We start from the raw sequence: 25,253 nt of genomic DNA, 5'->3' as shown, positions 1-25,253 counted from the left end.
GCTGGGAACCCAACACGAGGCATGACAGAGCGGGACCCGCGCTCCGATTCCCGGTCGGGCAACGTCGTCTGGCGGCTGTACACCGAGTACGCCCGCGGTGGGCGGGGATACGCCGTCCTCGGGACCGCGGCGACGCTGGTCGGCAGGGCGCTGAGCCTGGTCCCGGCGCTGGTGATCGGGTTGGCCGTCGACGCCGTCTTCCTGTCCGAACGGCCGTACGCGTTACCGTTCGTCCCCGGCGAACTGATCCCCGACGAGCCGGTCGGCCAGCTCTATTTCTCCATCGCAGCGCTGCTGATAGCGACGGCGGGTGGTGCGGTCGCCTCGTGGATCGAGGACTGGGGCTGGAGTGTCTTCGCACAGCGGGTCCAGCGAAACATCCGGGTGGACGCTTACGACGCGCTCCAGGGGCAGGAACTCGCGTACTTCACCCGCCGACGGACGGGCGACCTGATGAGCGTGCTCAACAACGACGTCAACGCCTTGGAGACGTTTCTGGAGGACGGACTGAGCGCGACGGTGTGGATCCTCGCGACCGTCGGCGGGATCGGCGCGATTCTCGTCGGACTGAACCCCACGCTGACCGCGATCACACTGTTACCGATCCCGGTGCTCGCGGCGTTCACGCTCGCGTTCACCCGGATCATCGAGCCGCGATACCTCGGCGTCCGCGAAGAGATCGGTGATCTGAACGCCCGCCTCGAAAACAGCGTCAGCGGCATCGAGGTCGTCAAGACACAGGGTGCCGAGCAGTTCGAAACCGAGCGGGTCCGTCACGCCTCAGACAGCTACCTCCGAGCGAGTCTGGCGGCTATTCGTGTGCGTATCACCTACTTTCCGGGGTTGACTGTCATCTCCGGGATCGGCTTTGCACTCACGTTTCTGGTCGGTGGGTTGTGGGTCCTCGGTGTGGCTCCGCTCGGGATCGCGGGGACGCTCACGCCGGGTGCGTTCGTGACGTTCGTCATCTACGCCCAGCAGTTCGTCTGGCCGATCATCCGACTGGGTGACGTGGTCGACGACTACGAGCGAGCCAAGACGGCGGGCCTACGCGTCGACGAACTGCTGGCGCGCGACCCCGTCGTCGGCGACGACCCCGATGCGACGGAGCTGACGACTACCGACGGCGCTGTGACCTTCGAGGACGTCACGTTCGCCTACGGAGACGAGCCCGTCCTCCAGGACATCGATGTCGCCGTCGAGGGCGGCACGACCGTCGGCGTCGTCGGTCCGACCGGGGCCGGTAAGTCGACGCTGTTGAAACTGCTGCCGCGACTGTACGACGCCGAGACGGGCGTGGTCCGCATCGACGGCCAGGACGTGAGATCGGTGACACTGCAGAGCCTGCGCCGGTCGATCGGCTACGTCAGCCAGGAACCGTTTCTCTTCTACGGGACGGTCGCCGAGAACATCCGCTACGGGACGTTCGACGCGACCGACGACGAGGTCGAACGGGCCGCCGACCGAGCACAGGCCGGCGAGTTCATCCGTAAGCTTCCGGAGGGGTTCGACACGCTGGTGGGTGAACGCGGCGTGAAGCTCTCCGGCGGCCAGCGCCAGCGCCTGGCGATCGCCCGGACGATGCTCAAAGACCCCGAGATACTGATCCTCGACGAGGCCACCAGTGCGGTCGACACGGAGACCGAGGCGCTCATACAGGCGAGTCTCCAGGAGTTCGCCGCCGACCGGACGACCTTTGTCATCGCACACAGGCTGTCGACGATCCGCAACGCTGCCCGCGTCCTCGTTCTCGACGACGGCCGCATCGTCGAGGACGGGTCCCACGAGGAACTTCTCCGGGCCGACGAGTTGTACGCCAATCTCTGGCGAGTGCAGGTCGGTGACATCCAGTCGCTGCCCCAGGAGTTCCTCGACCGGGCGCTGGAGCGACAGTCGGCGATCGTCCGCGAGACCGACGATACGTAGTCGCCAAGCAGCTCCGAAGACTGGCACCGTGGCAAGAACTAGGTGGAATCGTGATTTCGTTCTGAGGTGTCGTCCGGGGCGTCTTTGCTGTCGAGTATCTCCGCTGCTACGTCTGCCACTCGTTGTTGCTGATCGGCCGTCGTTCCGGCACTCTGTGCAGCGTCGAGTTGCCCGTCCACGATGGCGTTCTGTTGGGGACCCCACACTTCCGGCGGGTTCGACTCGATATACTCCACCCAGCGCTTGATCCCCTCGATGCGTTGCTCTCGGTTTCGCTCGTGCTTCCGATCGAGGCGTTCACGAACGTTCGAGTCGCTCATATTCGGATTCCACGTCCAGTCGTGTAACCCACGTTTCGAGTCGTGAGACACTAAGGCTTTCCTCGAAGAGCGTATACAGGTGGACCGCGTCCTCGACGTCTTTTTGCGCACCCAGATAGAGCTTGTATGCGATCTGGAGTTCGAGCGGACCGATTGGGATTGTCTCCCCTCCGATTCGAGCCGTGATCGAGTTCTCCAGTGAGGCGTGGTCGAACTCGTCACGGACGAACTTCACTTCCAGGTGGGGTGTAATCTCGTCGTCGGGGGCGACCCAGATGTTATCGCCGTTTTCGAGCATCTCGTACATCGACGCGAGTGGCATCGCTGGTCCCCAGAACTCCCGCTCATCGAGTATCGAAACGAGCTGATCGACGGTCGTTGCATCGATGGGTTCGATTAGCACGTCCACGTCTTCTGTGGACCGTGCTCGGCCAGAGAGGATCGAGACGTACCCCGCGATGTAGACGTGGTCGATATCCACCTGACCGAGAATCTCGGAGAACTCGATTGCCAGTGTGTCGAGTTTGTTGGGCTCACGCCCGACCACGAGGGTGCCATCTCGTAGCGCAACTCCGCTCATGATCGAATTTCACTTGGATACGGGATAAATCAGTGGTTGCCAAATAGGACTCCGTGTGTTTGGGTATCTGCTATATCTCTGGCTGAATGAATGCTCCTCGGCGATCTACTCTTCGAAACTAGTGGTAAGCGGACACAAACGACCTATCCACACCCGTAGGCACGGCGATACCAGCAGCCGAGCCCACACACCCACAGCGCGAAATCCGCCAAGCCCAGAAGGTTGAAGCAGGATGCCATCCAGAGTGAGGTATGCACATCGATACTGCAGTCATCCTCGCTGCCGGCGAGGGAACCCGGCTCCAGCCGTTGACACGGAACCGGCCGAAACCGATGTTACCAGCGGCGAACCGGCCGATCCTCGAACACGTCTTCGACGCCCTGGTCGAGGCCGGTATCGAGCGGTTGGTCGTCGTCGTCGGGTTCAAGCGTGACCGCGTCCAGGACCACTTTGGCCCCGCCTACCGCGATGTTCCGATCACCTACGTCCGCCAGGAGAAACAACTCGGCAGCGGGCACGCCCTCGCACAGGCACGGAGCGAGGTAGACGGTCCCTTACTCGTCTTGAACGGCGATCGTCTCATCGACGCCGGGACGATCGAGGCCGTTGACACGTCTTTCGCCGAGACCGGCGATCCCAGTATCGCAGTCACCGAACGACGGAACACCAGCCGGTACGGGGCCGTCGAACTGCGTGACGGCGATATCGCGGACTTCGTCGAGAAACCGCGCGACGACGGCTACCGGCTGATCAACGCCGGCGTGTACGCGTTCCCCGAGACCATCTTCCAGTCGATCGAGGAGACGCCACGGACGGCCGGGGAACTGGGGATCACCGACACCATCGAGCGCTTGGTCGCTCACGAACGGGTCCGGGGTGTCGAGGTCGACGGCATGTGGGTCGACGCCACCTATCCGTGGGACCTGCTGACCGTCGCCCGCGAAGTCCTCGACCGCGAGCGGGTTACCGAGACCGAACGTGACGACCGTGTCTGGGTCGACGACGACGCCACCGTCCACGAGGAAGCGGTCCTGCGTGGCCCGGTCGTCGTCGGGCCGGACTGTGAGGTCGGGCCGGACGCCGTCGTCGGTCCACACACCGCCGCGGGCGCGAACGTGACGATCGGCGCCAACGCGGTCGTCCAGCGGTCGGTACTCGACGCGGACGCGCGTGTCGGACCGGGTTCGACACTGCTCGATACGGTCACCGGACAGGACGTGGACCTGGGCGCGAGCACGGTCGTTCCGGGTGGGACCGCCGACGTCCAGGTCGGGACCACTGTCTTCGAGAACCAGCGTCTCGGTGCCGTCATCGGCGACTGGACGACCGTCGACGGTGCCGCCAGTATCGCGCCGGGGACGCTGATCGGCACGGACGCGACGTTGCACACCGGTGTCACCGTCGACAGCAACGTTGGAGAGGGCGTGGAGGTGATGCGCTGATGTGCGGAATTATCGGCTGTGTCGGCCGCGGCGACGAGACGCTCGACACGCTCGTCCACGGGCTCTCGAAACTGGAGTACCGGGGCTACGACTCCGCCGGTGTCGCCCTAACGAGTGCGGACGAACCGGTCAGTATCTGTAAGAACGCCGGCGACATCGACGGCCTCAAGCAGACCCTGGAGAGCGTCTCGCTGTCGGGCGAGGTCGGGATCGGCCACACGCGCTGGAGCACCCACGGCCCGCCGACCGACGCGAACGCCCACCCCCACCAGGACTGTCACGGCTCGGTCGCCGTCGTCCACAACGGCATCATCGAGAACTACCAGGAACTCCGTGACGAACTCGTCTCGGCCGGCCACACGTTCACCTCCGACACCGATACCGAGGTGATCCCCCACCTCATTGAGCGGGAACTCGAAGCGGGCGCCGATCCCGAAGCCGCCGTCCGGAGTGCCGTCGCACAACTCGAAGGGAGCTTCGCCGTCGCGGTGGTCGTCGCCGGCACCGAATCCGTCTTTGCCGCGCGCAACGACTCGCCGCTGGTGCTCGGGCTGACCGAGGAAGCGACCTTCCTCGCCAGCGACGTGCCCGCCTTCCGTGATTTCACCGACCAGGTCGTCTATCTGGACGACGGCGAGTTCGCCCGCCTCGACGCCGACGGCTGGACGGTCACCGACACCGCGGGGACCGTCGTCGACAAAGCGGTCAACACCGTCGAGTGGGACCCAGAGGAGACCGGCAAGAGCGGCTACGACCACTACATGCTCAAGGAGATCCACGAGCAGCCACGGGCGCTCCGACAGTGTCTCCGCGGCCGGGTCGACGAGCTCTCGGCCTCTGTCGACATTGAGGACTTGGGCGACCTCTCGCCGACGGGCGTCCACTTCGTCGCCTGCGGGACGTCCTATCACGCGGCGCTGTACGGTGCCCAACTGTTCCAGGCCGCCGGCATCCCGGCCCAGGCGTTCCTCGCCAGCGAGTACGCGACCGGTGTCCCACCGATCGGCGATGCGCTGGTCGTCGGCGTCACCCAGAGCGGCGAGACGGCAGACACCCTCTCAGCACTCCGGGAGGCCCGCAACCGTGGCGCGCGCACCCTGGCCGTGACCAACGTCGTCGGATCGACGGTCGCCCGCGAGTGCGACCACGCGCTGTACATCCGTGCCGGCCCCGAGATCGGCGTCGCCGCGAGCAAGACCTTCGCCTCGCAACTGGCCGCGCTGAACCTGCTCGCGCTGGGGACGACCTCGACCGACGACACCCGCGAGGTCATCGCCGCGCTCCGGGACCTGCCCGGACAGGTCCAGTCGATCCTCGACAGCTCCGCAGCAGCGGAGGTCGCCGAACTGTACCAGGACGCCGCCGCGTACTTCTTCATCGGTCGGGGCCAGCAGTTCCCCGTCGCGCTGGAGGGCGCCCTGAAGATGAAAGAGATCACCTACAAACACGCCGAAGGGTTCGCGGCCGGCGAACTCAAACACGGGCCGCTCGCCCTGGTGACCGAGAAGACGCCGGTCTTCGCGGTCGTGACCGGCGACGACGAGCGCGCTCGGAAGACCGTCGGGAACATCAAGGAGGTCGAAGCGCGTGACGCCCCTGTGGTCGCGGTGACCGACGGCCAGAACGACGCTGCTCGGTATGCCGACGAGGTGTTGGAACTGCCCGAGACCCACCCGCGGGCCGCGGCCGTGCTGGCGAACATCCATCTGCAGTTGGTGTCGTATCACACGGCTGCGTTGCTGGGTCGGCCGATCGACAAGCCGCGGAACCTGGCGAAGAGTGTGACTGTGGAGTGAACTGAGACTACCGCCGACAGTCCTCGTCGGGTGGGGCTTCGGGTGGAGCAAACAGCATGAGACAAAACGCCCCCAAGTGGCTATTGCTGACGGCCGTTCGAAGCGGTCCCGACCACTGCCACCCGACTGTAAGTACGGTGTGAAGCGTCGACTGGCGGTAGACGTGGACCGCATACGAGCAGGTTCGACGAACCGGAGCGACCAACGGACCAAGGGTTCGTGTTTCCGAGAGATTGATCACGACCTGGTCGGTGTTCGGCTCGCGGGTAAACCACTGTACGAGAGCAGACGCAGTGACCACAGTGGCGAGCCATTCGAGGACTGTCGCTTCTGTCCGGGCCGTAACCGACTGTTGATACATCGCAGCGAAACGATTGAAAACGGATGTACCGTACCGATACATGCGCGCTACGTTCGACGCCGCGAGAGCCGTATCGATACGAGTGACGAATTCTGAACTGTCCATACCGAATACGGTTACCTCTCAGTGGTGTTCGTCGTTCCAATCCGTGTCACTCGACCGGTGATGACGGCGTCGTTTGTCACGACGGTCAGTTCGGTATCGACCCGCAGCGGACGATCGGTGTACCACGGCGTGTCGTCGCGGAGCCACGCAGTGAGTTCGAGGCCGACGAGCGCACGGCTGCCTTCCGTTTCCGGTGCTACAGCTCGAACTGTCCCGACTGTCTGCGACCCCACTCGGACGCTGTCGCCAGTCTCGACGGCACGGCCGACACTCTCGTTCACTGCCAGAACCAGTGGAATACGCCGGGTCTGGATGCTGCTCGTACTCTGGTTGACAGCCATAACCGTGACCGGCGTTCTGTACCCCCGCGTGAGAACGATACTTTCGTCACCGCCGTACAGGGGCCGCTCTCCTCTCAGTATTCCCTGTTCATCGATCGCTGGTCCGGAGAAGTTCCCCCGGTACCGAACACGCGCGACGATTTGCACTTCCCTGTCGGACGTGAACCCCTTCGTGGTCGTTGTCACTTCGTACGAGCTCCCGGATCCAGCGAACGTGAGTGTCGAACTCTCGTCTATCGATGCTGCGTCGCTCGATATGGGTACTGTATAGGTGACCGTCGCGTATCGTGGTGGCTGCGATTGGTCGGTCCTGTCAGGCGACTCGCTGATGACCAGTGCGACGCCTGCCACTACGACTGTGACCAGGAGGACGACGACGAGTGCGTCGACGATATTTACGATTCCGAACAGCGACCCGTCTTCGTCGAGAACTGGTCCCAACCGTCCCGATCCAGCCATACGGCAACTGTCCGGCCTCCCCCGTATGAGTGTTTCGAGGGTGAGAGAGCGATTTGGGACCCGACTCACGAACGGACGGTCGAAACGCGGATTCCAGCGTCCGCCCGAGCCTGCCTGATCGACTTACTCGTCGCTATCGTCACGCGAGAGGAGGAATCTGAGAGAATCTATCGCGACCTGATACAGTTGCCGAACGACGATCTTTGCGTCGAACGCCAGCGACTGATTTTGGATGTACTCGATATCGTATCTGAGCTTCGTCTGTGGGTCGTGACCAGTAACGTCGTTGATCTGTGCCAGTCCAGTCAGCCCTGGCTTGACGAACCAGCGGCTCCGCCATCCGCTCACGGTCGAGTCGATGTCGGCGTCGAGTTCCGGGCGCTCGGGCCGCGGGCCGACGACGCTCATGTCGCCCCGGAGGACGGCCAGGAGCTGTGGAATCTCGTCGAGGTGCGTCGTTCGCAGGACGTGGCCGACACGGGTGATCCGTGGGTCGATACCACCGGCGTCTTCGGCACTGATCTGCGGGCCGGTCTCCGCTTCCGCCCCCGTGACCATACTCCGGAACTTGTAGACGGTGAACGTATCACCGAACGACGCAGTACGGCGCTGTGCGTAGAGGACTGGGCCAGCTGAATCGACTTTGATCGCGGCCGCAATCACGAGGATGACTGGGGAGAGTACCAGGAGTGCACTACTTGCAAAGAGGACATCGAACGAACGCTTGAGGATGTAATCCTGCAGGTCCCACGGCTCGAGATCCGTCCGGACGAGATCACTACCGTCCGTATCGGCGATCAGCACGCCGTCCGCGTGTTGGCGGTGGACCATTGCCTGGATTCCATGCTCGTAACAGGCGGCGAGCGTCCCGAAGAACTCCTCGCGGTCCGGATGGCGAAAGCCGAGCAAGACGGTGTCGATATCGTGTTCGACCAGCACGTCGGTCAGCCCGGAGAGCCCCCCGAGACGGCGTAGATTCAGTTCGTCCCCGCCGTCGGTCACGTACCGAGTCGCTTGTTCAGGTGGCGTAGTGACGGGGTTCGGTGGCGCGACGTATCCGACCACGTCCATCGTTGCTGCATCCTGAAGCCGTGCCATAATCGTCGCGTCGTCACCGACGATTACCGCTCGGCGACTCGTCCGGGGCCGCTGACGGATGAAGACGAACCACCCTGGAATGACCACGAGGAGACACAGCACGCTGGCCACCAGCGTCGTCCGTGGGAGCCGTGTCGACCAGTCGAAGTACCCGATCGTCGCCAGCCCGGTCGCAGCGAGCATGACGCGCTTGTGTGATAGTTCGACGGTGTCGAGAATCCGACGGGGACGCGGCTTGAATAGCGGCCACAACGCCCCGACGACGACGACGGCGGTGGTGACGATCTCGTCGAGAAGGTCGCCGTTACCGTAGGTCTCCGGTTGCAGGTTGTTCAGCACCGGGAGTGACGTGATTGCGTGCTGGACGATCGGCAGATTCGAGACTGTGACTGCGAGCGTAGTGAGACACAAGACGCCGCCGACAGCAGCGAGTCGGTAGCGCCAGCCGGAAATCATCTTCTAGAGGATAGTAAGTCGAGTATAAAATGTCTACGGGGGCGACGGTCGTGTTTTTATGCGATGTCGACCGCTGATTACCGCCCAATCGGTATGAGCAGTGAATCACTAATCAATCACTGGTATGGTTAACACTCTCACAATGGTGAAATAATAAATATACTACCGTCCATCATCAATTGATGACAGAGACAACACTAATTACTGGTGGCGCAGGCTTTCTCGGAAGCCACCTTTGTGAAAAATTGCTCTCGAAAGGAAACGAAGTTATTTGCGTCGACAACTTCGGGAGCGGCCGCCGAACGAATATCTCGGATCTCATGGATAGCGAACGGTTTCGTGTTTTGAACAAGGACATTCGGCACGAAGTCGCGTTGCCACCTGTTGACGAAATATATCACCTTGCCTCCCGTGCTTCACCGGCTGATTTCACGGACTTTCCGGTCGACATAGCGCTCACCAACACCAGAGGAACGCGAAATTTGCTTGACCACGCAGTGGCGACAGGCGCACGGATGGTTTACGCGAGTACGAGCGAGGTGTATGGTGATCCCGAGGTCGTACCACAACCAGAGTCGTACACTGGCAACGTGAATATCAGGGGTCCTCGCGGCTGTTACGACGAATCAAAGCGCTTCGGAGAAACGTTAACCGTCGCCTATGAGAAAGAGTACAACGTTGACGTTCGAACCGCCAGAATCTTCAATACTTACGGACCCAGAATGCGGCCTGACGATGGACGGGTTATCCCGACGTTTGTAACGCAGGCACTCAATGGTGACGACTTGACCGTGTACGGTGATGGGACTCAGACACGGAGTTTCTGTTATGTCGACGATCTCATTGATGGGCTCAGCAAACTGATGATGCAGGACCAAATCAGTGGTGAGGTTGTTAATTTGGGACAGGAAAATGAAATGAGCATCAATTCACTCGCGGAACTGGTACTCGACACTTGTGAGAGCGAGAGCGGAGTCACGCACGAGCCGCTTCCCGAGGATGATCCCGAACAGCGACGACCCGACACACAAAGAGTCAAAGAGCTACTCTCATGGGAAGCACAGATTCATATAGAAAACGGGTTATCACGGACAGTCGATTGGTACCGACGTGAGTTAGAGCAGCCCGAATGAATCGCTGTTCTATCACGAGTTGACGACCTGGCGATTAACGAACCAGACTAGTACGGCGAGCAGCAGTATCCCGATGAGAATAGCTGGGTCCGAGGAGACGTACAGGCTCGGTGTCGGCGGTCGCCACTCTGTGAACGGGTTGAGCCAAGCGCTAGCGCGCCCATCGGCGTACGCCCGCATTCCGTCGAGTACGAGAGCTGTCACACCGCCAAACGTGATCAGTCCGTATACCCGACGCCACTCTTCCCGTTCGAAAAGAAGTGTAATGAGTCCTGCGACGAGAAGAACGCCACCGACTGTTGAAAACGGAGCTAGCGAAAAGGGAATGCCCAGGTTCTGCCGGATAATAGCAGTATCGAAGACGATTCGAATTTTCTGAAGATCTGGGATCGCGGCACCGCCCATCCCTACAACTACCCATCCCTCGTCGAGCCAATCGACGCGCCAACTGGTGATGGTTAGCAGGATATACGGAACCAACAGATGAGTGAACAGATCAGCCATCGTCGGATACCACGGTCAATGATTCTACGCTCATGCGAAGTAGATTGACTCTATGAAAATCCTGCTTTGAAGCCCCTGTGGCGTGAATCAGGAAACAGGGGTTGAGTGAGATCGCGTATCAACAGGTGCATCAAGCACGTGAGATTGACCGATCCAGGCTGTGAAAGGATGAAGAAAATTGTGCCACAGAGCACGTATAGGTGTCTCTCCGATTCACGCCAGTTCAGCCCCAACGGAGGCGTTGTATGTACCTCGGCATCGACACCCACAAACGGTATTCGCAGGTTGCCGTCGTCAACGGCGACGGCAACCTGCAAGACGAGAGCCGCCTGCCAAACGACCGTCTTGACGAACTCGCCGAACAGTATGCTGGAAGTGAAGCTGCCATCGAAGCCTCGGGCAACTACCGCCCGATCTACGAGATGCTCGACGAGCATCTCGATGTAACCCTGGTGAATCCATCAAAGAACCGGATCATCGCCGATGCGACGATCAAAACAGATCGCGTCGATGCGAAGAGACTCGCGCATATGCTCCGGGCGGATATGCTCGCTGAGAGCTACGTGCCACCGGACGAGATCCGCACTTTGCGGGATCTCGTCCGGACGCGCAAGTCGTTAGTCGAAGAGCGAACTGCTGAGAAAAACCGCGTCAGAGCAGTCCTCACTCGTACCGATAACACGTACGACAGCGAGTTGTTCGGCCCAACCGGACGAGAGTTCCTGGAGGAACTCTCGCTCAGCGAGGCCGATCGCACGATCATCGAAGCACACCTCTCGGTGATCGACGCTTACGATGAGCAAATTGAATCACTCGAAGAGAAGATCGAACAACGTGTTCTGGAATCGGCAGCAGCCCAACGGCTGCTGACGATTCCGGGTGTTGGCCAATTTACTGCTGCCGTGATTACTGCTGAAGTCGGTGAAATCGATCGGTTCGATGAAGACAAAGAACTCGTGAGCTATGCAGGACTTGATCCGACGGTTCACCAATCTGGTGACAAAGAGATCCGCGGTGGCATCAGTAAAGAGGGCTCAGCGCCGTTGCGCTGGGCCCTCGTCCAGTGTGCAAGCATTGCTGTTCGCTGCGACGACTACTTCGGGAACTTCTATACGCGGTTGAAAGAGCGGAAAAACCACCAAATCGCTATCGTCGCAACAGCTCGGAAGATGCTGGTCTCTATCTTCCATATGCTCACACGAAAGGAACCATACGATCCACCGGGGGTGAGTGTCTGAGCGATCCGGGAGATCGCTCAGACACGGGTTCGCTTCTCGCCCGCACAGCAACCGCTACCGCCATCACGAGTCCCCAGCCTACCGGCCGACGAAACGGCCGAAGACCACCGCTATCTGGTGATTCACTTCTGTCCATTCGGGTGAGCTGAAGCTCACCCAAATGATTATTATCAGTCACCCGCTATCTCACGTTGCAGGATTTTCATAGGTGTTGATAGCGAGAGCTGCGGCTGAAAGTCGAAGAGGGCAAGGGCACCGCGCCAGCGGTGCCCGATATGTTCCCAGTAAGTCGATTCGTGTCGGAATCGGCTGCAGCGGACCTGCTACAACAGGTTCGCTGGCGTGATGGTGTCGAGTGCCCCCGCTGCCGTTCTGACCTGACGGTCAGAAACGGCAGCTATCGGGAGTATCAACGGTATCTGTGTAAGAATTGCGGTCGGACGTTCAACGACAAGACCGACACGATCTTCGCTCACTCGAAGCTTTCGCTGAAAGAGTGGTACTTCACAATATACGTGTTCTTACGATTCAACACGAGCATTCGCCAGATCGAGGCGGAACTCGATCTCTCGTACAGAACGGTGAGACGGCGCGTCGAGCGCTTCGCCAGCGCGCTCGACGCGCCTTCGATCACACTGTCTGGACCGGTCGAAATCGACGAAGTGTACGTCTCTGCCGGTCTCAAAGGCCGCGAGCGCGACCAGGAGTCGCGCTCGCGTGGCCTGTCCACGCGTGGGCGAGGATCGTACGATGGCGACAAACCGCCGGTGTTCACGCTGGTCGATCGTGGCTCGGACGATCGGTACGTCGTGCCAGCGAAATCCGCCGACGAATCGACCGTTCGACTCCTGCTTGCTGACCACGGTGAGGAGTCGCTGACCGTCTATACGGACGGATTTCGAGCGTACGAACCGCTCGAAGAAGACGACGCATTCACCCGCAAATACGTCGTCCACGGCGACGGAGAATACGCTGACGGCGATATCCACGTCAACACCTGCGAGAGCCACGCGTCGCTGACGCGACGGTGGCTCTCGCCTCACCGAGGAGTGTCAAAAGACAAGCTAACGCCGTATCTCAGAGCCTTTCAGCTCCGCTGTGAACTCTACAGAAAACCAGGTGACGAAGCGCTCAAACATGCTCTCGACGCCGCCCTCTGAAAATCAACAACGTGCTTCACAAGAGCGATGATTCTATATCCATTCGCCACTCTCGGAAGAAGGCGATGAGAAAAACGAAAACACCAACGAGCGACACACCATACTTATATTGTTCAGTGAATTCCCCCGCATTGACGACGACGATACGTTCTGCACTGAATACCTGATCCGATCTGAGGATTCCATACACCTGAACGACACTCCCTGATTCGACAGTTTGTTCCACAGCATGGACGTGGAGTGGTACCGAGACACCATCGCCTTCAACTCGGATGTGGAGAGCGGTATTGGTCTGTTCGGTGATAGTCCCGAACACCAGTATTTTCTCTCCGACGTACGAGTCGTAATTCGTTGCAAGCGTTTTCCCATCAGGTTGATTCGACCGCTCGTCGTCTGGTAATCCTGCTTCGACACAAAGGCCACAGAGGGCAGCGAGCAATATACCGGCCAAGAGGAGCCGCAGGCGAGTCACATAACACAGTATGTAAACTCCTACAATTACGCTTTCGGTGGTCGTGACTCGATCCAGATATTGAGTGACGGAATAGTAATGTCGCCTGATAACTGAGTCACCGACGGCGTTTTTTATGCTGACCCAGTACAGTGTAGCGATGCGAATCCTGCGGGTAGCACAGAAAATATACCCAGAATTCAAAGGTGGAGGGGCATACCACGTCCATGCGCTGAGTCGTGACCAGGCGGCTATGGGACACGATGTGACGGTCCTAACTGTCGACCACGAACACGGCGAACGACGGACCGAACAGCGTAATGGGTATACGCTCGTTAGTTATCCGTCTACGGTTACCTTGTTTGGCAACGCTCTCTCTGCAGGGGTGGCCCGGTATTTCGCCACAACGGGAAAGTTCGATGTCGTACACGCACATTCTCATCTATACTTCTCGACAAACTTGGCGGCTGTTCGTCGCCTCGTTGGACGCCCGCCGTTGGCGATTACGAACCACGGCCTGTACTCACAGACTGTCCCAGAACACGTTTTCGAGGGGTACCTCCGAACATTCGGGCGCTTGACCTTTGACTGCGCTGACCGAGTGTTCTGTTACAGTGAGGCTGAGCAGTCACGGCTCCGCGACTATGGCGTGGACACCAACATTGCCGTTGTTCCGAACGGCATCGACCAAGACAGGTTTGAGCCGACTGGCCCCATACACCCGGAGATGGATACGGATGGGAAGGTCATACTGTTTGTTGGTCGTCTCGTTGAAGGAAAACGGCCCAAGGCGACCCTCGATGCCTTCCAGTCCGTTGCTGCTACACATGAAGAGAGTCGGTTATACGTCGTCGGGGACGGCCCTCAACGGGAAAGACTAGAAGCACGAGCAATTTCAGCCGACATCAAAGAACGCGTCACATTTCTCGGCCACGTCTCCTACGACGATATGCCTAGTGTCTACCGAGGGGCCGACGTACTCGTTCTTCCGAGTCGTACGGAAGGGGTACCACGAACGATTCTCGAAGCGATGGCCAGTGGTGTTCCTGTCGTCGCGTCCTCACTGCCACAGCTCGATCCGGTCGTCGGCGACGGCGGCGAACTAGTTCCGATTGGAGGAGACTTGGAAAGTGCCATCGATCGTGTCCTCACGGACCCGTCGACGTACGATCCGGGACGTGCTGCGGAGAAGTATGCGTGGGAGCAGACCGTCCAAGCGACGACCGAGTATCTCGAACGACTTCAGCAGTAAAGAAGGTTCTCAGACAGGTGGACAAGACACGTCAGTCGGCAAGGCGCACGATTCAAGAGCCGCCACGCTCCATAGTTAGAAGATGCGGCGACCAGCCGACCGATCGGTGTCGCGGACCGCCCTTACTATCGCCGGTCTTGCCCTGGCGGCCCGCTGCATTGCCATCTGGCTAACATTATTTGGCATCAATCCGTATTTGGAATCAGACGCTAAAGCATTCACCGCCGCTGCAACAAATGCAGCAGAGGCAGTGCGAACGGGAAATCCTTCGAATGTGATTACGATGATCGGCCGAGGGAACGCCATCACCACAGTCACCAATGTCGAACCTATTTGGGGGACAATGCTCTCACCACTCTGGCTCGTCCCTGGACCAAGCGAGATTTATGCCAGTCTCCTCGTCGCAGTCATCGGGGCACTTGCGGTGTATAATCTTGTAGTGATTGGGAGACATATCTATTCAACACAAGCTGGCATTGTGGCCGCGGTTCCGGTCGCGTTCTTCCCGACGTTCGTCATGGTCCACGCCACTGTACTTCGGGAGGCAATTATTCTTTGTGCGGTAACTTCGATGGTGCGACTCTGGGTGGCTCCCCCGTCAAATATCCGACCGTCAATCCGTTTTATAACTGGAGTCGCATTTCTGTCCGTTGCACTCGTGCTACGAATCGAGAACGTTCCACTCTTCGCTGTCGTTATCGCTGTCGCCCTCGTCGGGACGCTGTTTAAACGGAAGGTCGTGTACGGATTCGCTACCGGTATCACTGGTACGCTTGGTGGCGGTATGTTGCTACTGTTGATGCGGGAAACCATCGTCCAGTACCTCAGTAAACTCCGTATAAAACGGACTAGAGGACGTACGGTCTATCTCCAGGATATCATCCCCACGAACGGGTTAGAGATGATCGCCTTTTCGTGGATCGGTGCGGTATACTTCCTGTTCGCACCCTTCCCGTGGATGGTCGAGACACCAGCAGACATCGTCGGCGTCGTTGAGGGAACAATCACACTCGGGTTCGCGGTTGTAAGCCTCTGGGGGAGCAGAGCTGTCTGGCGCAGCTACCCCATGCTGACGATAACACTGTTGACAGCAGTCAGTCTCGGTGCCGTGCTCTATGGAGCTGCAAACGGGAACTACGGGACTGCGATCCGCCAACGACAGATGTTCACCTGGATTCTGTTCTTGTTCGGGGGTGTCGGGATATCCGAGCACGTCACCTTTTCCCTCGATTACTGGAGATAACCCAACTCCTCTAAACGACGTCTGGTCGTCTCTTCCATATCCACGTCTCCGTCCGTTACCGCCTGCGAAAAACTCCCGAGCCACGTGTCGAGGTCCTGTTCTAATCGATCCACATCGTCTGGTTGCGTTGTTGATATGTCACTGGTCTCGTCCGGATCTGAGTTGAGGTCGTAGAGTTCCGTCGTTCCGTCTGATCCCCGAATCAATTTCGTCCCGTCGCGTCTGATCGCCCTGAGTTTGCGGTCGTAGCGCAGTACGGACTCGGAAAGCGTTCCGACGCGGGACTCTAGCGCGCTCATCGAGGGCTGTGGACCGAGATACTCTGCGATAGAGTGAGTGCGAATGTGTGGCTCTTCGGGATGGAACGAATGCCCCTGTGATTGCGCGGTAAGTAGGGGTGCCTCGGTGTCTGTAATGTCCAGAAGGGTTGGCACGAGATCCACGAGTTGAACGGGATCATCGACGACAGCGCCCCCGGTGAACGGTCCGCCAGTGATGACGAGCGGGACGTGCAACAGCGTCTCGTAGAGACAGTACTGGTGGTCCATCAGTCCGTGACTACCGATGTTCTCACCGTGATCTGCCGTCACGATGAACACGGTATCGCGGTCAGTGTTCGCATTGATTGTTTCCCGAAGTTCAGCGAGTTTCTCGTCAAGATATCTGAGTTCAGCGCGATAGAGGTCGCGTAATACCTCGAAATCATGTTCACTGAGTCCCAGATCGCCCGCTATGTAGTCCCAGGCGTTCTGTGGAATAGACATTGCGGCCTCGTAAGTCACGTCATTGGGTAGATACTGCTCTGCATACTGTCGCGGCGGGCGGTATTCGAGGTGTGGCTCCAGATAGTTGATAAAGAGGAAGAACGGACGTTCCGTGTCACGTGTGCTCGCCCAGTCAGCGACGAATGCGTTCGTCTGTTTCGCACCACTGTCGTGGCGCTTCCGGCCGAATCGACCGTACAGAGCATTTACCACATTCACGATTGGGTTTCCGGAGAGTAATTCGGATGCGAGCGCTCTGAGCTTTGCTCGCCCCTCGTAGGTTCGTGCGATACGTCCGAGGTCCGTGGCTGACTGCACATACTGCCACGTCCGCCGGAAGGTATCGAACCCTCTCTCAAAGCCGAACTCGCCGCTAATCCACGTGTTGTTCGAGACTCCCACTGTTTCGTAGCCGGCACGATGAAGGGCCTCCGGGAGACGCACGTGCTCCTCTGCCAGTCGTTTGTGAAGGGAGGTCGCGCCATGTTTGGACGGATACATTCCGGTAAATAGTGAGGCGTGCGACGGTAATGTCCACGGAGCGGCCGATGAAACGTTCGTGTACTCCGCTCCTTCAGCTGCAAGCGCGTCGACTGTTGGCATTATCGACGCACCACCCACAGAGCCACGAGCGTCGTCGTAGCGTGCCGTATCGAGGACGATTAGCACAATATTTGGTTGCATCCGTGTTGGAACCTCTGTCAACTTCGGATACTGTGGGTAATACGAGGCTTCACTTAGCCCTACCGCAGGCCGAGATAGACGGCCCGACAGAGGCCAAGCAGGTCACGGATGGTCGGTATCGATGCATGCCGGAGATACGACAGCCCGGTCTGAAACTCGCCGTTAGCGAAGGCGATCTTCGCCAGCGCGAACCGATGACGTCCGACGACGGGGTAGCCGTCCAGAGAAAGGTTGACGACGTGTGAAGAGAACTTACGGAGGTACTGTCGGCGTGCGTCCCGAATCGTCTCGAAGTCCGCGAGTCCGGTATCGTGCTTGGTTACAAGTGTCCGGTCGACGTGTGCGAGTTTCCATCGGTCGAGCAGTCGAACGAGAAACTCCCAATCTTGGTGACGCTGGAACGATTCATCGAAGCCACCGAGGTCTTCGACGACTGTCTTTCGAACAACTAGCGTGGAAGCGCCGCCGTGTGCGAACTTGAGTAAGAGGAGTGCCCGTTGCAAGGACTCTCCTCCCTCGGTTCCAGTCGGTCGCTCGAAACATCTGTCGACCAGTGTCGCGAGTCGGCTCTGACGGGATTGTCGAAAGCCACAGTACACTGCTCCCCACTCGTCTGGCCGGGAGTGAAGCAGTTCCAATTGGTATTCGAGCTTCCGTGGATGCCACTCGTCGTCGGAATCGAGAAAAGCAACTATGGATCCGTCGGCTGCGTCGATTCCCGTATTCCGTGCCGCGCTCCCCCCTTTGTTAGTCTCGTGAGCGAGGTAGGTAACCCGGTCGCCGTACTCTCGGACAACCGTCTCGGTATTGTCGGTTGAGGCGTCGTCGACGACGATGACCTCGATATCGTCGATCGTCTGGGCGAGCGCGCTGTCGATTGCTCGGGGGAGTACCGTAGCGCGGTTGTAACTCGGGATTACGACGCTGACTGTCGGCATTCGCGTCACGCACAAGACACTCTCGGGATATCAAAGTACCCACCGCAGATAGGGAAATAATGTCTCTACAGCCACCCGATATTTTATTACGGCTACATGACAGGGCGATACAATAGACCATCGGCAGTGGCTGCGGTACGTCGTGTCTATTGAGCCGGCTTTCGGACCGGTTCCGTTACTGACTGACCGGTCCCCTATCGGAATCCCGTCCAGGCATGGTGACCACCGTGTATACCCCTCGAAACGGCGAACCCAGATAACCCCCCTACGACAGCAGCAGAAAGACACAAGCCGCTCTGTCAACAACCTACAGGCGATGAACCGCCCCCCGAACATCCTCTTTCTGGTCTGGGACGCTTGCCGCCCGGACTACGCAGCCGAACACGCCCAAACGCTAACCGCGTTGGCAGAGGATAACCGCTGGTTCGAGCGGGCCGTCACTCCTGCCCCGTGGTCGCTGCCAGCCCACGCGTCCCTGTTCTCTGGGGTCTATCCCTCGAAACACGGACGGACACAGCTCGGTGACGACCTTGACGGCCTCCCCCTCGTACCGCAACTCTCGGCGGATGGATACCGCTGTTACGGGGTCTCGGCCAACGGTTTCGCCTGTCAGCGAACCGGTTTCCACGAGGGATTTGACGAGTTCTATTATACCAGAGGTAGAGAGCGGTTCCATGATGGTCTAGATGTATCTGGGACCGCCCTGGCGACGCTCCGAGAAGGTCACGGAACTATCGAGCCGGCGCTGGCGACTACCCTGGGTATCCTCACACATGCTCACCCGATAAAGAGCGTCGCCAATGCTGTAGCGGTCGCGCTGGGATCGCTGGCGGTCCGCCAACCTGCCCTCCAGTGGCTACCCCATCCTCTGTTCGCCCCTGACAGCGGATACGTTTACGATCCAGCGGCAAACACTTCCCGGCTTGCGGATCTGATCAAGCGGGCGGCTGACGACGATCAGCCATTTTTTGCGTTTGCCAACTACATGGACACCCACCGGCCATACAAGCCGACTGCGGACAAACAGCAGACTCATCTCGGCCGGACGCTTCCGCGAGCCGAACTTGAACGAGTCAACGAGGAAGTTGCTGCCCCGTGGCCGTTTCTAGCCTCCGACGCTCGGGGTGAAGTGAGTGAGCGCGACATAGAGACGCTCCGAGGACTGTACGCTGGTGAAGTAGAAACCGTCGACGATCACCTCGCCCGTCTGCTAGAGGTCTTGGAGATGACCGACCAGCGTGAGGAGACCCTCGTGGTCGTGACCAGTGATCACGGCGAGTACTTGGGTGAATCAGACGAACGTGGTTACCGCCGGATGGGCCACGAGGCGTCGGTAGGGAACCTTCTGGCGCGAGTCCCGCTGGTTGTTGCTCACCCCGATATAGAGCCTGGTCGTGTCGCGAGACCGTTTTCCTTGACCAACCTCGTCACGCTGTTCACCGATGGCCGCGAGCGGTTCCTGTCCTCTGGGGGCGACCCTGAGACTGTCCGGTCGGAGGAGGTTGTTAGCTGTCAGTATCCCGCTGCTGGCGGCGACCAATTGTACGAGAAATACCCTGAAACACCGCGAGCGGCGTTGGATTACCGGGTCAGGGAACACGGGGTTGCCGCCTATAACGATGACTGGCGGGTCGGCCGGGATACCACTGGCGACAATTGGGCGGTGTCGACAACAGGTGACGACGGAGATCCGCCGGCCAATCTCGTGGAGGCCTGTATGCAGCAACTCGATGCACTCGTCGCAGCCGACCGCGGACAGGAAGCACTCAGCGAGTCTGACGTGACTCAGCTTGAAGCGCTGGGTTATCTTTGATCGACCACGCTTTGGTTAAGATGGTCCTCACAGACTTCCTCGACTAGCGATCGGAACCGTTCGGCCTGGGCATCAAGCGCGTAGTAATCAGCCGTTTCAGCGGCGCCTCGCCGAGCAATCCGCAGTCGGTCGCCCCGGTCGGCCAGCAAATCGAAAAGTGCTGCCAGCTCCCTAGAATCGGCAAAGCTGACCGCTCCATCCCCGAACTGATTTGGGACCGTGAACCACTCAGGTACCGCGAGCGGCGTCGCGGTTCTGATACTGTCTCCTAAAACACCTGAGGATTTAGTCTGTCCGTACACCTCGGTGGCGATACCATGGGCCTTCCTCCGGCATAACGGCGAGAGGAGAATATCACTCTCACTGATTGTTTGCTCGAACTCGTCGCCATCGATCCATCCCTCGTGGGTGGTGAGCTGCCATCCCCGTTTACGGTATCTCGCTGCTTGACGAAGAATCCGGTCACTGCTCTCGTCCATCGGGCGCCCAAGTAAATCTACTGACAGGCGGTCGCGCCTCTCAGTTGGTAGCGCCTCAAGGGCATCGAACAGGAGGTCGTATCGCCGGCGTGAGGCTACAACGTTCCCTGGAACTGTCACCCGAAGGGGTCCATCAGCCGGTCTGCTGTGTGTCGTCCGCCGGGAGAACACTGGCGTCATCGTATTGACTGGTATCGGGAGCAGGTCGTTCAGATACTGTTGTATCGGATCGTACTCGACGGTTACTGCGTCGACGTTTCGGAGAAGAATTTGCCTGAGGGGCAGACGGGCGTAATTGTATAGCTTCGGAGTAAACCGGAGGTTCTGGCCCACCCAGCTGTTAGCGTTGTAGATAGAGAGTACGATCTTACAGGATGGAGAAAAGCGGGCGTATCGAAAGAAGTCGGGAACCGATCCGTAGAGGGGAAACAGGTACAGCAGGTCCAGTGCCTGACAGCGGTCTGAGACGCGCCCGAGAAACCGGCCGAGCGACTCGTCGTCGTCTTTGATGATCCATTCGTAGGCGACCGTGTCGAGACGCTGTCTGAGTCGGCTGGCAACGGTCTCGCCGGTGAACAACGTCACTTCGTAGCCCGCTGCGTGTGCGATCTGCGCGAGATCGGCGAGGAAGTTTTCGTGGGCATGTGTTTCGAGGAGGCCGATCCTGCGTCCTTTCATCGGGGGTATGACGACTACGATGGTACCGGGCTTTGGCCTTTCGCCCTTCTAGCCGGAGCGGGCACGGTTGACCAGTGTCCGGCCGGCCCTGGCGTAGAACACCGGGTTGAACGCAAGCGCTGAGAGGGCGACCCAGACCGCTGGGAGTGGTTGGCCCGCCGAGAGATTCGAACGGACAACCGGCAGTGCCACCCGAAACACGTACTGCCAGCGAAACCAGTAGTAGTGTCGCCAGCCAACGGTCCGGATCAAGTCGTTACGCCACTTGTTGAGGAAGGTGCGCGCGCCGGCCAGCCGGGCTCGACCATCAGTGGAGATGCGGTTATCGGCGTCCTGTGTGAAATACGCTAGCCGTTCGGGGACGGCTGCCACTATCACGTTTTCGCGGGCCGCCCGCATCCAGAGGTCATGGTCCTGGCAGCTGGGCAGGTCCGTGTCGAAGCCGCCTAGATCCCGGAACGTTTCGGTTTCGAACAGTAGTGTCGAGGTATTTGGTGCCGTCCATCCCGAGAGAAGCGCCATCCAGAGATCGTCTTCGACCAACCGTTTCTTCGAGGGTTTTGTCTCGCCGGTCTCGTCAACTATCCACTGGTCGCAATAAATGAGTTCGGCGTTGGTTTCACGTGCGCGCTCAAGTTGCCGTTCGAGCTTCGTTGGCGCCCAGTAATCGTCAGAGTCTAGGAAGGCGACGTAGTCAGTCCTGACCGTGTCCACGCCCGTATTACGGGCCTGTGACGCCCCTTGGTTGTGGTCGTGTTGAACCACGTCAACTATACCAGTCTCATACTCCTCGTTGAGAAACCCCGCCGTGTCGAATGAGGATCCGTCGTCGACAATCACGATATGTTTTGGTCGAACGGTCTGATCAAGTGCTGAGTCGACCGCTCGTTTAACTTTCGCCTTACGCTCGTACGTTGGGATTACGACCGATACATCTCTCATAAGGCCTTTGTCGCTTTTAAATGCTTCTGGTCGTTTTCTCCTACACGGCGTTGACCCAGGATTTCCACGCTGAACCCTAACGTCTCGAATGCTTCAACGAGTTCACCCTCGGTATAAGACGACTTGCTCGGATGGTACTCAGCATATACAACTCGGCATGTATCTATAGAGAGTGTTTCGGCGAACCCCTCGATCACCGGCAATTCTAGTCCTTCAACGTCGATTTTGACAACTGACGGTGATGGGAGATCGGCCGTCGTGATATACTCGTCACCGACACGTTTGTCGACCTCATAGAGTGGCTCTGGTGCGGTGTTTTCGTTGACGACCGCGTGCCCAGCGCCTTCAAATGACGTACGAAGTGTTGCCAAACCATTGCTGTCCGATAGTGCTACTCGGTGGACAGCGTCACGTGGGAGTCCATTGTGTTTGAGGTTTTTACGTAGTATCTTTGCCTCTTCGGGGTGCGGTTCGAACGCAATGATTGTCCCTGTGGTGAGGGTTTGACCGACGAAACAACTATATAGACCGATATTCGCACCGACATCATAAAATGTATCTTCCGACTCAACTGTTGCGAGCACATCTTCTATGATTGGACGCTCGGTCTGGAAGCTGTACCTGAAGTCTGCAGCAAGGCTTGCTCCCTGTGTATCGAATTTTGCAGTCGTACTATCTATAGAAAAACCGAACGTTTCGGGAAGGAATCGCTGGTATACGGGATCCAAAGCGGCCATGACCCGTTTTCGTGCTCGATTACCGATATAGCTACATCCCTTGACGAGCAGGGAAATCGCACCTTCGTCGTGATACACTTCGACTCCACGCCGTAGCATTAGTAATATTATCAGATCGACAGGCAAATAAGAGAAGCGGTGATACATACTAAGTGAGAGACATTCATGCTAGTATTTATTGAGAACCGCTTAGCGTCGGTTTACGCTATATTATCTCTCTATTTGATTTTTGACTATTCTTTCTCTCTGTGACGGCGCATATTATGTGCTGTGGCTGAACTAGCTTTTTATGCGTCTGCCTCCAGGTCTGGATACGAATAAACGATGGGCGGTAGTGAGGTAGACAATTCCCACGAGAGAGTGCTTGAAACGATGCTGTATTGTCAAGTTGTCTGCTATAGACATGAGAACCGATGTCTGTGAGGGTGTCAGTCGTCGTTCCGACATATAACCGTCCAGATCTCCTGTCGCGGGCCCTTGACAGCGTTCTCACACAGACAGTCACAGATCTAGAGTGTATTGTGATTGATGACTGTTCGTCTACCAGCCAGGCACGAAAGGTGGTTGAATCGACCAATGACGATCGTGTTCGGTATGCCCGTCATGAGGAAACCAAGGGGTCGTCTGCAGCTAGGAATACCGGTATAGAAATGGCCGTCGGTGAGTACGTTGCTTTCCTTGACGACGACGACGAGTGGTATCCAGAGAAACTGGAGCGGCAATTGTCGCTTTTCGAAGAACTCACTGAGGAGTATGGTATTGTCTACTGCTGGATGAATTACTATGATGATACCAAGGATACTATTATTAATCGATACAGACCAAGACTTAGTGGGGATATCTTTCCAGACATGCTTGACGGTCAGCGGATAGGATCGACGTCGACTCTCGTTGTGAGACGGCCGGTCGCTGAAACCGTTAACGGTTTTGACGAGAATCTCATCCGAGGAACTGATGGTGATTTTATCCGACGGATCTGCCGCAACTATAAGGTTGAGTTTGTCCCGGATGTACTGGTTAGATATCACGTTGACCACGGTCATACCCGTGTCACGCGCTTCGATCGCGAGGGAATCGAACATGAACTAACCGCTCAACACGCGAAGCTCAAGAAATTTCCCGACGCGCTTGACCGGTATCCACGACGGAAAGCGAATGTTTACGCGGGAATGGCTGCCAACTACGGCGACATAGGCGAGTGGGAACAGTGCCTTCGTTATTACCAGAAGGCACTCAGAGCGTCGCTACGCTCTCGGTCGGTCTACTGGCGCTTGTTTCGAAGCGTCAAGCGAGCCCTCCAGAGTGCTGTCCGAGGTATCTGGTCCGTGGACCGAGACGAGGCTAAAAACTGATCCACACAGGCACACCCGGCCGGTCTGTTTCCTGAAGTTGCGTTCCGCATATTCTCCCGACCTCGAACAGGTTATGTTTTCCATCGGACCCTTTTCTGATGTCCTGGATTGGAGTTTCGTCCCGGTAGTCGTATTTGGGGACAACTTGGGGTATGATTACCGTGTCTGAACTGATAGTCTTACAAAGATTCCTGGTGAATCTTGATAAATCCTCTATAACAATCACGATCCGTTTGTCTTTTCGGCACTGTCTAGTTCTGGACCTCCTCAGCTGGCGTTCGTCCGTTGAGCGCTTGATTGGGTCGTTCGTGGTTGTAGTGGTGTCTGAAGCGTCATAGCCACTGTTTCGCGCTGGATTGACTGCCCCTCCAAGGAACGAAAGCGGTCGATTCGCATGGTCACAGTCTGGAACCATTTTTCGACGTGGTTCCGAGTTCGGTAGTCAAGCTGACCGCTCAATTTCTGACGAGCAAGGGCAGTCAGATAGCCACCAGCATCGACGAAAAACTCTGTCTCGGCGACATTGTGTTTCTCGGTGAGCCGATGCAGGAACGCGGCCGCGGGGTCAGTCCCGCCGCGGCCGATAACGTCAATTTCGAGCAGCAACTTCGAGTCAGTGTCGACAGCGACATATAACCATCTCTTTTCTCCGTCAACCGTGATTTGTTTCTCGTCGACCACGACCCGCGACGGCTCCGCCGTCGGCGGGTCGCTTTGGGCTTCAGACAGTGTCTGAATCCAGTTCCAGACCGCATCGTGAGAGCGATCGACACCCACTAGGTCTAAGATGGTGACCTTCTCCCTGATCGACAGCCCTGCCGTATGGAGACGAACCCCGAACCGCCGGACGGGTATCGGGATGCGCTCGTTCTCCCAAACGTCTTTATTGTCCTCGTTCAACGTCTCACTGAGGAAGTCTGCGAGCGGCATGAACATTTCTTGTTACGACCTCCTCGCTTCTCAAACTCGCTCAACTAGACAGTGCCGTCCTTTTTTTGATG

General features: G+C 58.3%; 21 protein-coding genes and 1 pseudogene. 10 read left to right on the top strand and 12 right to left on the bottom strand.

The genetic code is table 11. The features are described from left to right. The first annotated feature begins 21 nt into the window (after window positions 1-21). On the top strand, window positions 22-1,926 hold the full coding sequence (locus VJ109_RS05570; protein ID WP_324759694.1) for an ABC transporter ATP-binding protein: 1,905 nt from the start codon (window positions 22-24) through the stop codon (window positions 1,924-1,926). Window positions 1,927-1,964: 38 nt separating this feature from the next. Here VJ109_RS05570 and VJ109_RS05565 read toward each other — a convergent pair whose 3' ends face one another. Together VJ109_RS05565 and VJ109_RS05560 are read right to left on the bottom strand one after the other, a co-directional pair. After that, entirely contained in the window at window positions 1,965-2,246 is a 282-nt protein-coding gene (locus tag VJ109_RS05565) for a DUF8150 family protein (RefSeq protein ID WP_324759692.1), read from the bottom strand. Continuing rightward, entirely contained in the window at window positions 2,224-2,826 is a 603-nt protein-coding gene (locus tag VJ109_RS05560; RefSeq protein WP_324759691.1) for a hypothetical protein, read from the bottom strand. The genes VJ109_RS05565 and VJ109_RS05560 overlap by 23 nt, the downstream gene beginning before the upstream one ends. Before the next feature lie 251 nt (window positions 2,827-3,077). Between VJ109_RS05560 and glmU the strand changes: the two genes are divergently transcribed. Together glmU and glmS are read left to right on the top strand one after the other, a co-directional pair. Continuing rightward, on the top strand, window positions 3,078-4,268 hold the full coding sequence (gene glmU / locus VJ109_RS05555; protein ID WP_324759689.1) for a bifunctional sugar-1-phosphate nucleotidylyltransferase/acetyltransferase: 1,191 nt from the start codon (window positions 3,078-3,080) through the stop codon (window positions 4,266-4,268). After that, window positions 4,268-6,064, top strand: a complete 1,797-nt coding sequence (glmS, locus tag VJ109_RS05550) for a glutamine--fructose-6-phosphate transaminase (isomerizing) (protein WP_324759687.1) — start codon at window positions 4,268-4,270, stop codon at window positions 6,062-6,064. The genes glmU and glmS overlap by 1 nt, the downstream gene beginning before the upstream one ends. A 477-nt stretch (window positions 6,065-6,541) precedes the next feature. Here the strand turns inward: glmS and VJ109_RS05545 are convergent, their stop codons facing one another. Together VJ109_RS05545 and VJ109_RS05540 are read right to left on the bottom strand one after the other, a co-directional pair. Beyond that, a complete protein-coding gene (locus VJ109_RS05545) occupies window positions 6,542-7,330 on the bottom strand; it encodes a DUF4330 family protein (RefSeq protein ID WP_324759685.1) in 789 nt (262 codons plus the stop codon). A gap of 123 nt (window positions 7,331-7,453) precedes the next feature. Beyond that, window positions 7,454-8,884 carry a sugar transferase gene (locus tag VJ109_RS05540; RefSeq protein ID WP_324759683.1) on the bottom strand — a complete coding sequence of 477 codons (1,431 nt, stop codon included), beginning with the start codon at window positions 8,882-8,884 and terminating at the stop codon, window positions 7,454-7,456. 182 nt (window positions 8,885-9,066) lie between these two features. On the opposite strand from VJ109_RS05540, the gene VJ109_RS05535 reads away from it, so the two are divergent. Continuing rightward, window positions 9,067-10,017, top strand: coding sequence for a UDP-glucuronic acid decarboxylase family protein (locus VJ109_RS05535; protein ID WP_324759681.1), 951 nt, complete (start codon window positions 9,067-9,069; stop codon window positions 10,015-10,017). A gap of 12 nt (window positions 10,018-10,029) precedes the next feature. On the opposite strand, the gene VJ109_RS05530 is transcribed toward VJ109_RS05535, so the two are convergent. Then, complete coding sequence (locus VJ109_RS05530; RefSeq protein ID WP_324759679.1) at window positions 10,030-10,521, bottom strand: hypothetical protein; 492 nt, start codon at window positions 10,519-10,521, stop codon at window positions 10,030-10,032. A 245-nt stretch (window positions 10,522-10,766) separates the two neighbouring features. Here VJ109_RS05530 and VJ109_RS05525 point away from each other — a divergent pair, with 245 nt between their 5' ends. Together VJ109_RS05525 and VJ109_RS05520 are read left to right on the top strand one after the other, a co-directional pair. Next, complete coding sequence (locus VJ109_RS05525) at window positions 10,767-11,759, top strand: IS110 family RNA-guided transposase (RefSeq protein WP_324759677.1); 993 nt, start codon at window positions 10,767-10,769, stop codon at window positions 11,757-11,759. A 275-nt stretch (window positions 11,760-12,034) separates the two neighbouring features. Beyond that, complete coding sequence (locus tag VJ109_RS05520) at window positions 12,035-12,919, top strand: IS1595 family transposase (protein WP_324759676.1); 885 nt, start codon at window positions 12,035-12,037, stop codon at window positions 12,917-12,919. Window positions 12,920-12,935: 16 nt separating this feature from the next. On the opposite strand, the gene VJ109_RS05515 is transcribed toward VJ109_RS05520, so the two are convergent. Continuing rightward, a complete protein-coding gene (locus VJ109_RS05515) occupies window positions 12,936-13,391 on the bottom strand; it encodes an OB-like fold-containing membrane protein (protein WP_324759675.1) in 456 nt (151 codons plus the stop codon). A gap of 139 nt (window positions 13,392-13,530) precedes the next feature. On the opposite strand from VJ109_RS05515, the gene VJ109_RS05510 reads away from it, so the two are divergent. Both VJ109_RS05510 and VJ109_RS05505 read left to right on the top strand, forming a co-directional pair. Further along, window positions 13,531-14,622 (top strand): glycosyltransferase family 4 protein, encoded by a 1,092-nt coding sequence (locus VJ109_RS05510; RefSeq protein WP_324759674.1) that lies wholly within the window; start codon window positions 13,531-13,533, stop codon window positions 14,620-14,622. Window positions 14,623-14,728: 106 nt separating this feature from the next. Continuing rightward, a complete protein-coding gene (locus VJ109_RS05505; protein WP_324759673.1) occupies window positions 14,729-15,865 on the top strand; it encodes a hypothetical protein in 1,137 nt (378 codons plus the stop codon). Here VJ109_RS05505 and VJ109_RS05500 read toward each other — a convergent pair. Together VJ109_RS05500 and VJ109_RS05495 are read right to left on the bottom strand one after the other, a co-directional pair. Next, complete coding sequence (locus VJ109_RS05500) at window positions 15,853-17,313, bottom strand: sulfatase (RefSeq protein ID WP_324759672.1); 1,461 nt, start codon at window positions 17,311-17,313, stop codon at window positions 15,853-15,855. The genes VJ109_RS05505 and VJ109_RS05500 overlap by 13 nt on opposite strands. 59 nt (window positions 17,314-17,372) lie before the next feature. Next, window positions 17,373-18,251 carry a glycosyltransferase family 2 protein gene (locus tag VJ109_RS05495; RefSeq protein ID WP_324759671.1) on the bottom strand — a complete coding sequence of 293 codons (879 nt, stop codon included), beginning with the start codon at window positions 18,249-18,251 and terminating at the stop codon, window positions 17,373-17,375. A gap of 316 nt (window positions 18,252-18,567) precedes the next feature. Between VJ109_RS05495 and VJ109_RS05490 the strand changes: the two genes are divergently transcribed. Next, the gene (locus tag VJ109_RS05490) at window positions 18,568-20,064 is read left to right on the top strand and encodes a sulfatase-like hydrolase/transferase (RefSeq protein WP_324759670.1); all 1,497 of its coding nucleotides are present in this window, start codon (window positions 18,568-18,570) and stop codon (window positions 20,062-20,064) included. Here the strand turns inward: VJ109_RS05490 and VJ109_RS05485 are convergent. Genes VJ109_RS05485 through VJ109_RS05475 form a run of 3 tightly spaced genes read right to left on the bottom strand, consistent with a single transcriptional unit; the run spans window position 20,055 to window position 22,900 of the window. Further along, entirely contained in the window at window positions 20,055-21,221 is a 1,167-nt protein-coding gene (locus VJ109_RS05485; RefSeq protein ID WP_324759669.1) for a glycosyltransferase family protein, read from the bottom strand. The two genes, VJ109_RS05490 and VJ109_RS05485, sit on opposite strands and share 10 nt — an antisense overlap. Window positions 21,222-21,269: 48 nt before the next feature. Beyond that, the gene (locus tag VJ109_RS05480; protein ID WP_324759667.1) at window positions 21,270-22,163 is read right to left on the bottom strand and encodes a glycosyltransferase family 2 protein; all 894 of its coding nucleotides are present in this window, start codon (window positions 22,161-22,163) and stop codon (window positions 21,270-21,272) included. Next, window positions 22,160-22,900: an FkbM family methyltransferase gene (locus VJ109_RS05475; RefSeq protein ID WP_324759666.1), complete on the bottom strand. Its 741-nt coding sequence runs from the start codon at window positions 22,898-22,900 to the stop codon at window positions 22,160-22,162. The genes VJ109_RS05480 and VJ109_RS05475 overlap by 4 nt, the downstream gene beginning before the upstream one ends. Window positions 22,901-23,313: 413 nt before the next feature. On the opposite strand from VJ109_RS05475, the gene VJ109_RS05470 reads away from it, so the two are divergent. After that, window positions 23,314-24,252, top strand: coding sequence for a glycosyltransferase family 2 protein (locus VJ109_RS05470; protein WP_324759665.1), 939 nt, complete (start codon window positions 23,314-23,316; stop codon window positions 24,250-24,252). Between the two features lie 251 nt (window positions 24,253-24,503). Here the strand turns inward: VJ109_RS05470 and VJ109_RS05465 are convergent. Beyond that, window positions 24,504-25,182, bottom strand: a pseudogene (locus VJ109_RS05465) (IS6 family transposase). Window positions 25,183-25,253: the final 71 nt, after the last annotated feature.

Origin of the sequence: Haloarcula montana (genome assembly GCF_035666295.1) — an archaeon.
Taxonomy (GTDB): Archaea; Halobacteriota; Halobacteria; order Halobacteriales; family Haloarculaceae; genus Haloarcula; species Haloarcula montana.
Note: the sequence above shows the minus strand (reverse complement) of the source record. Positions and strands in the feature narration are given on the sequence as shown.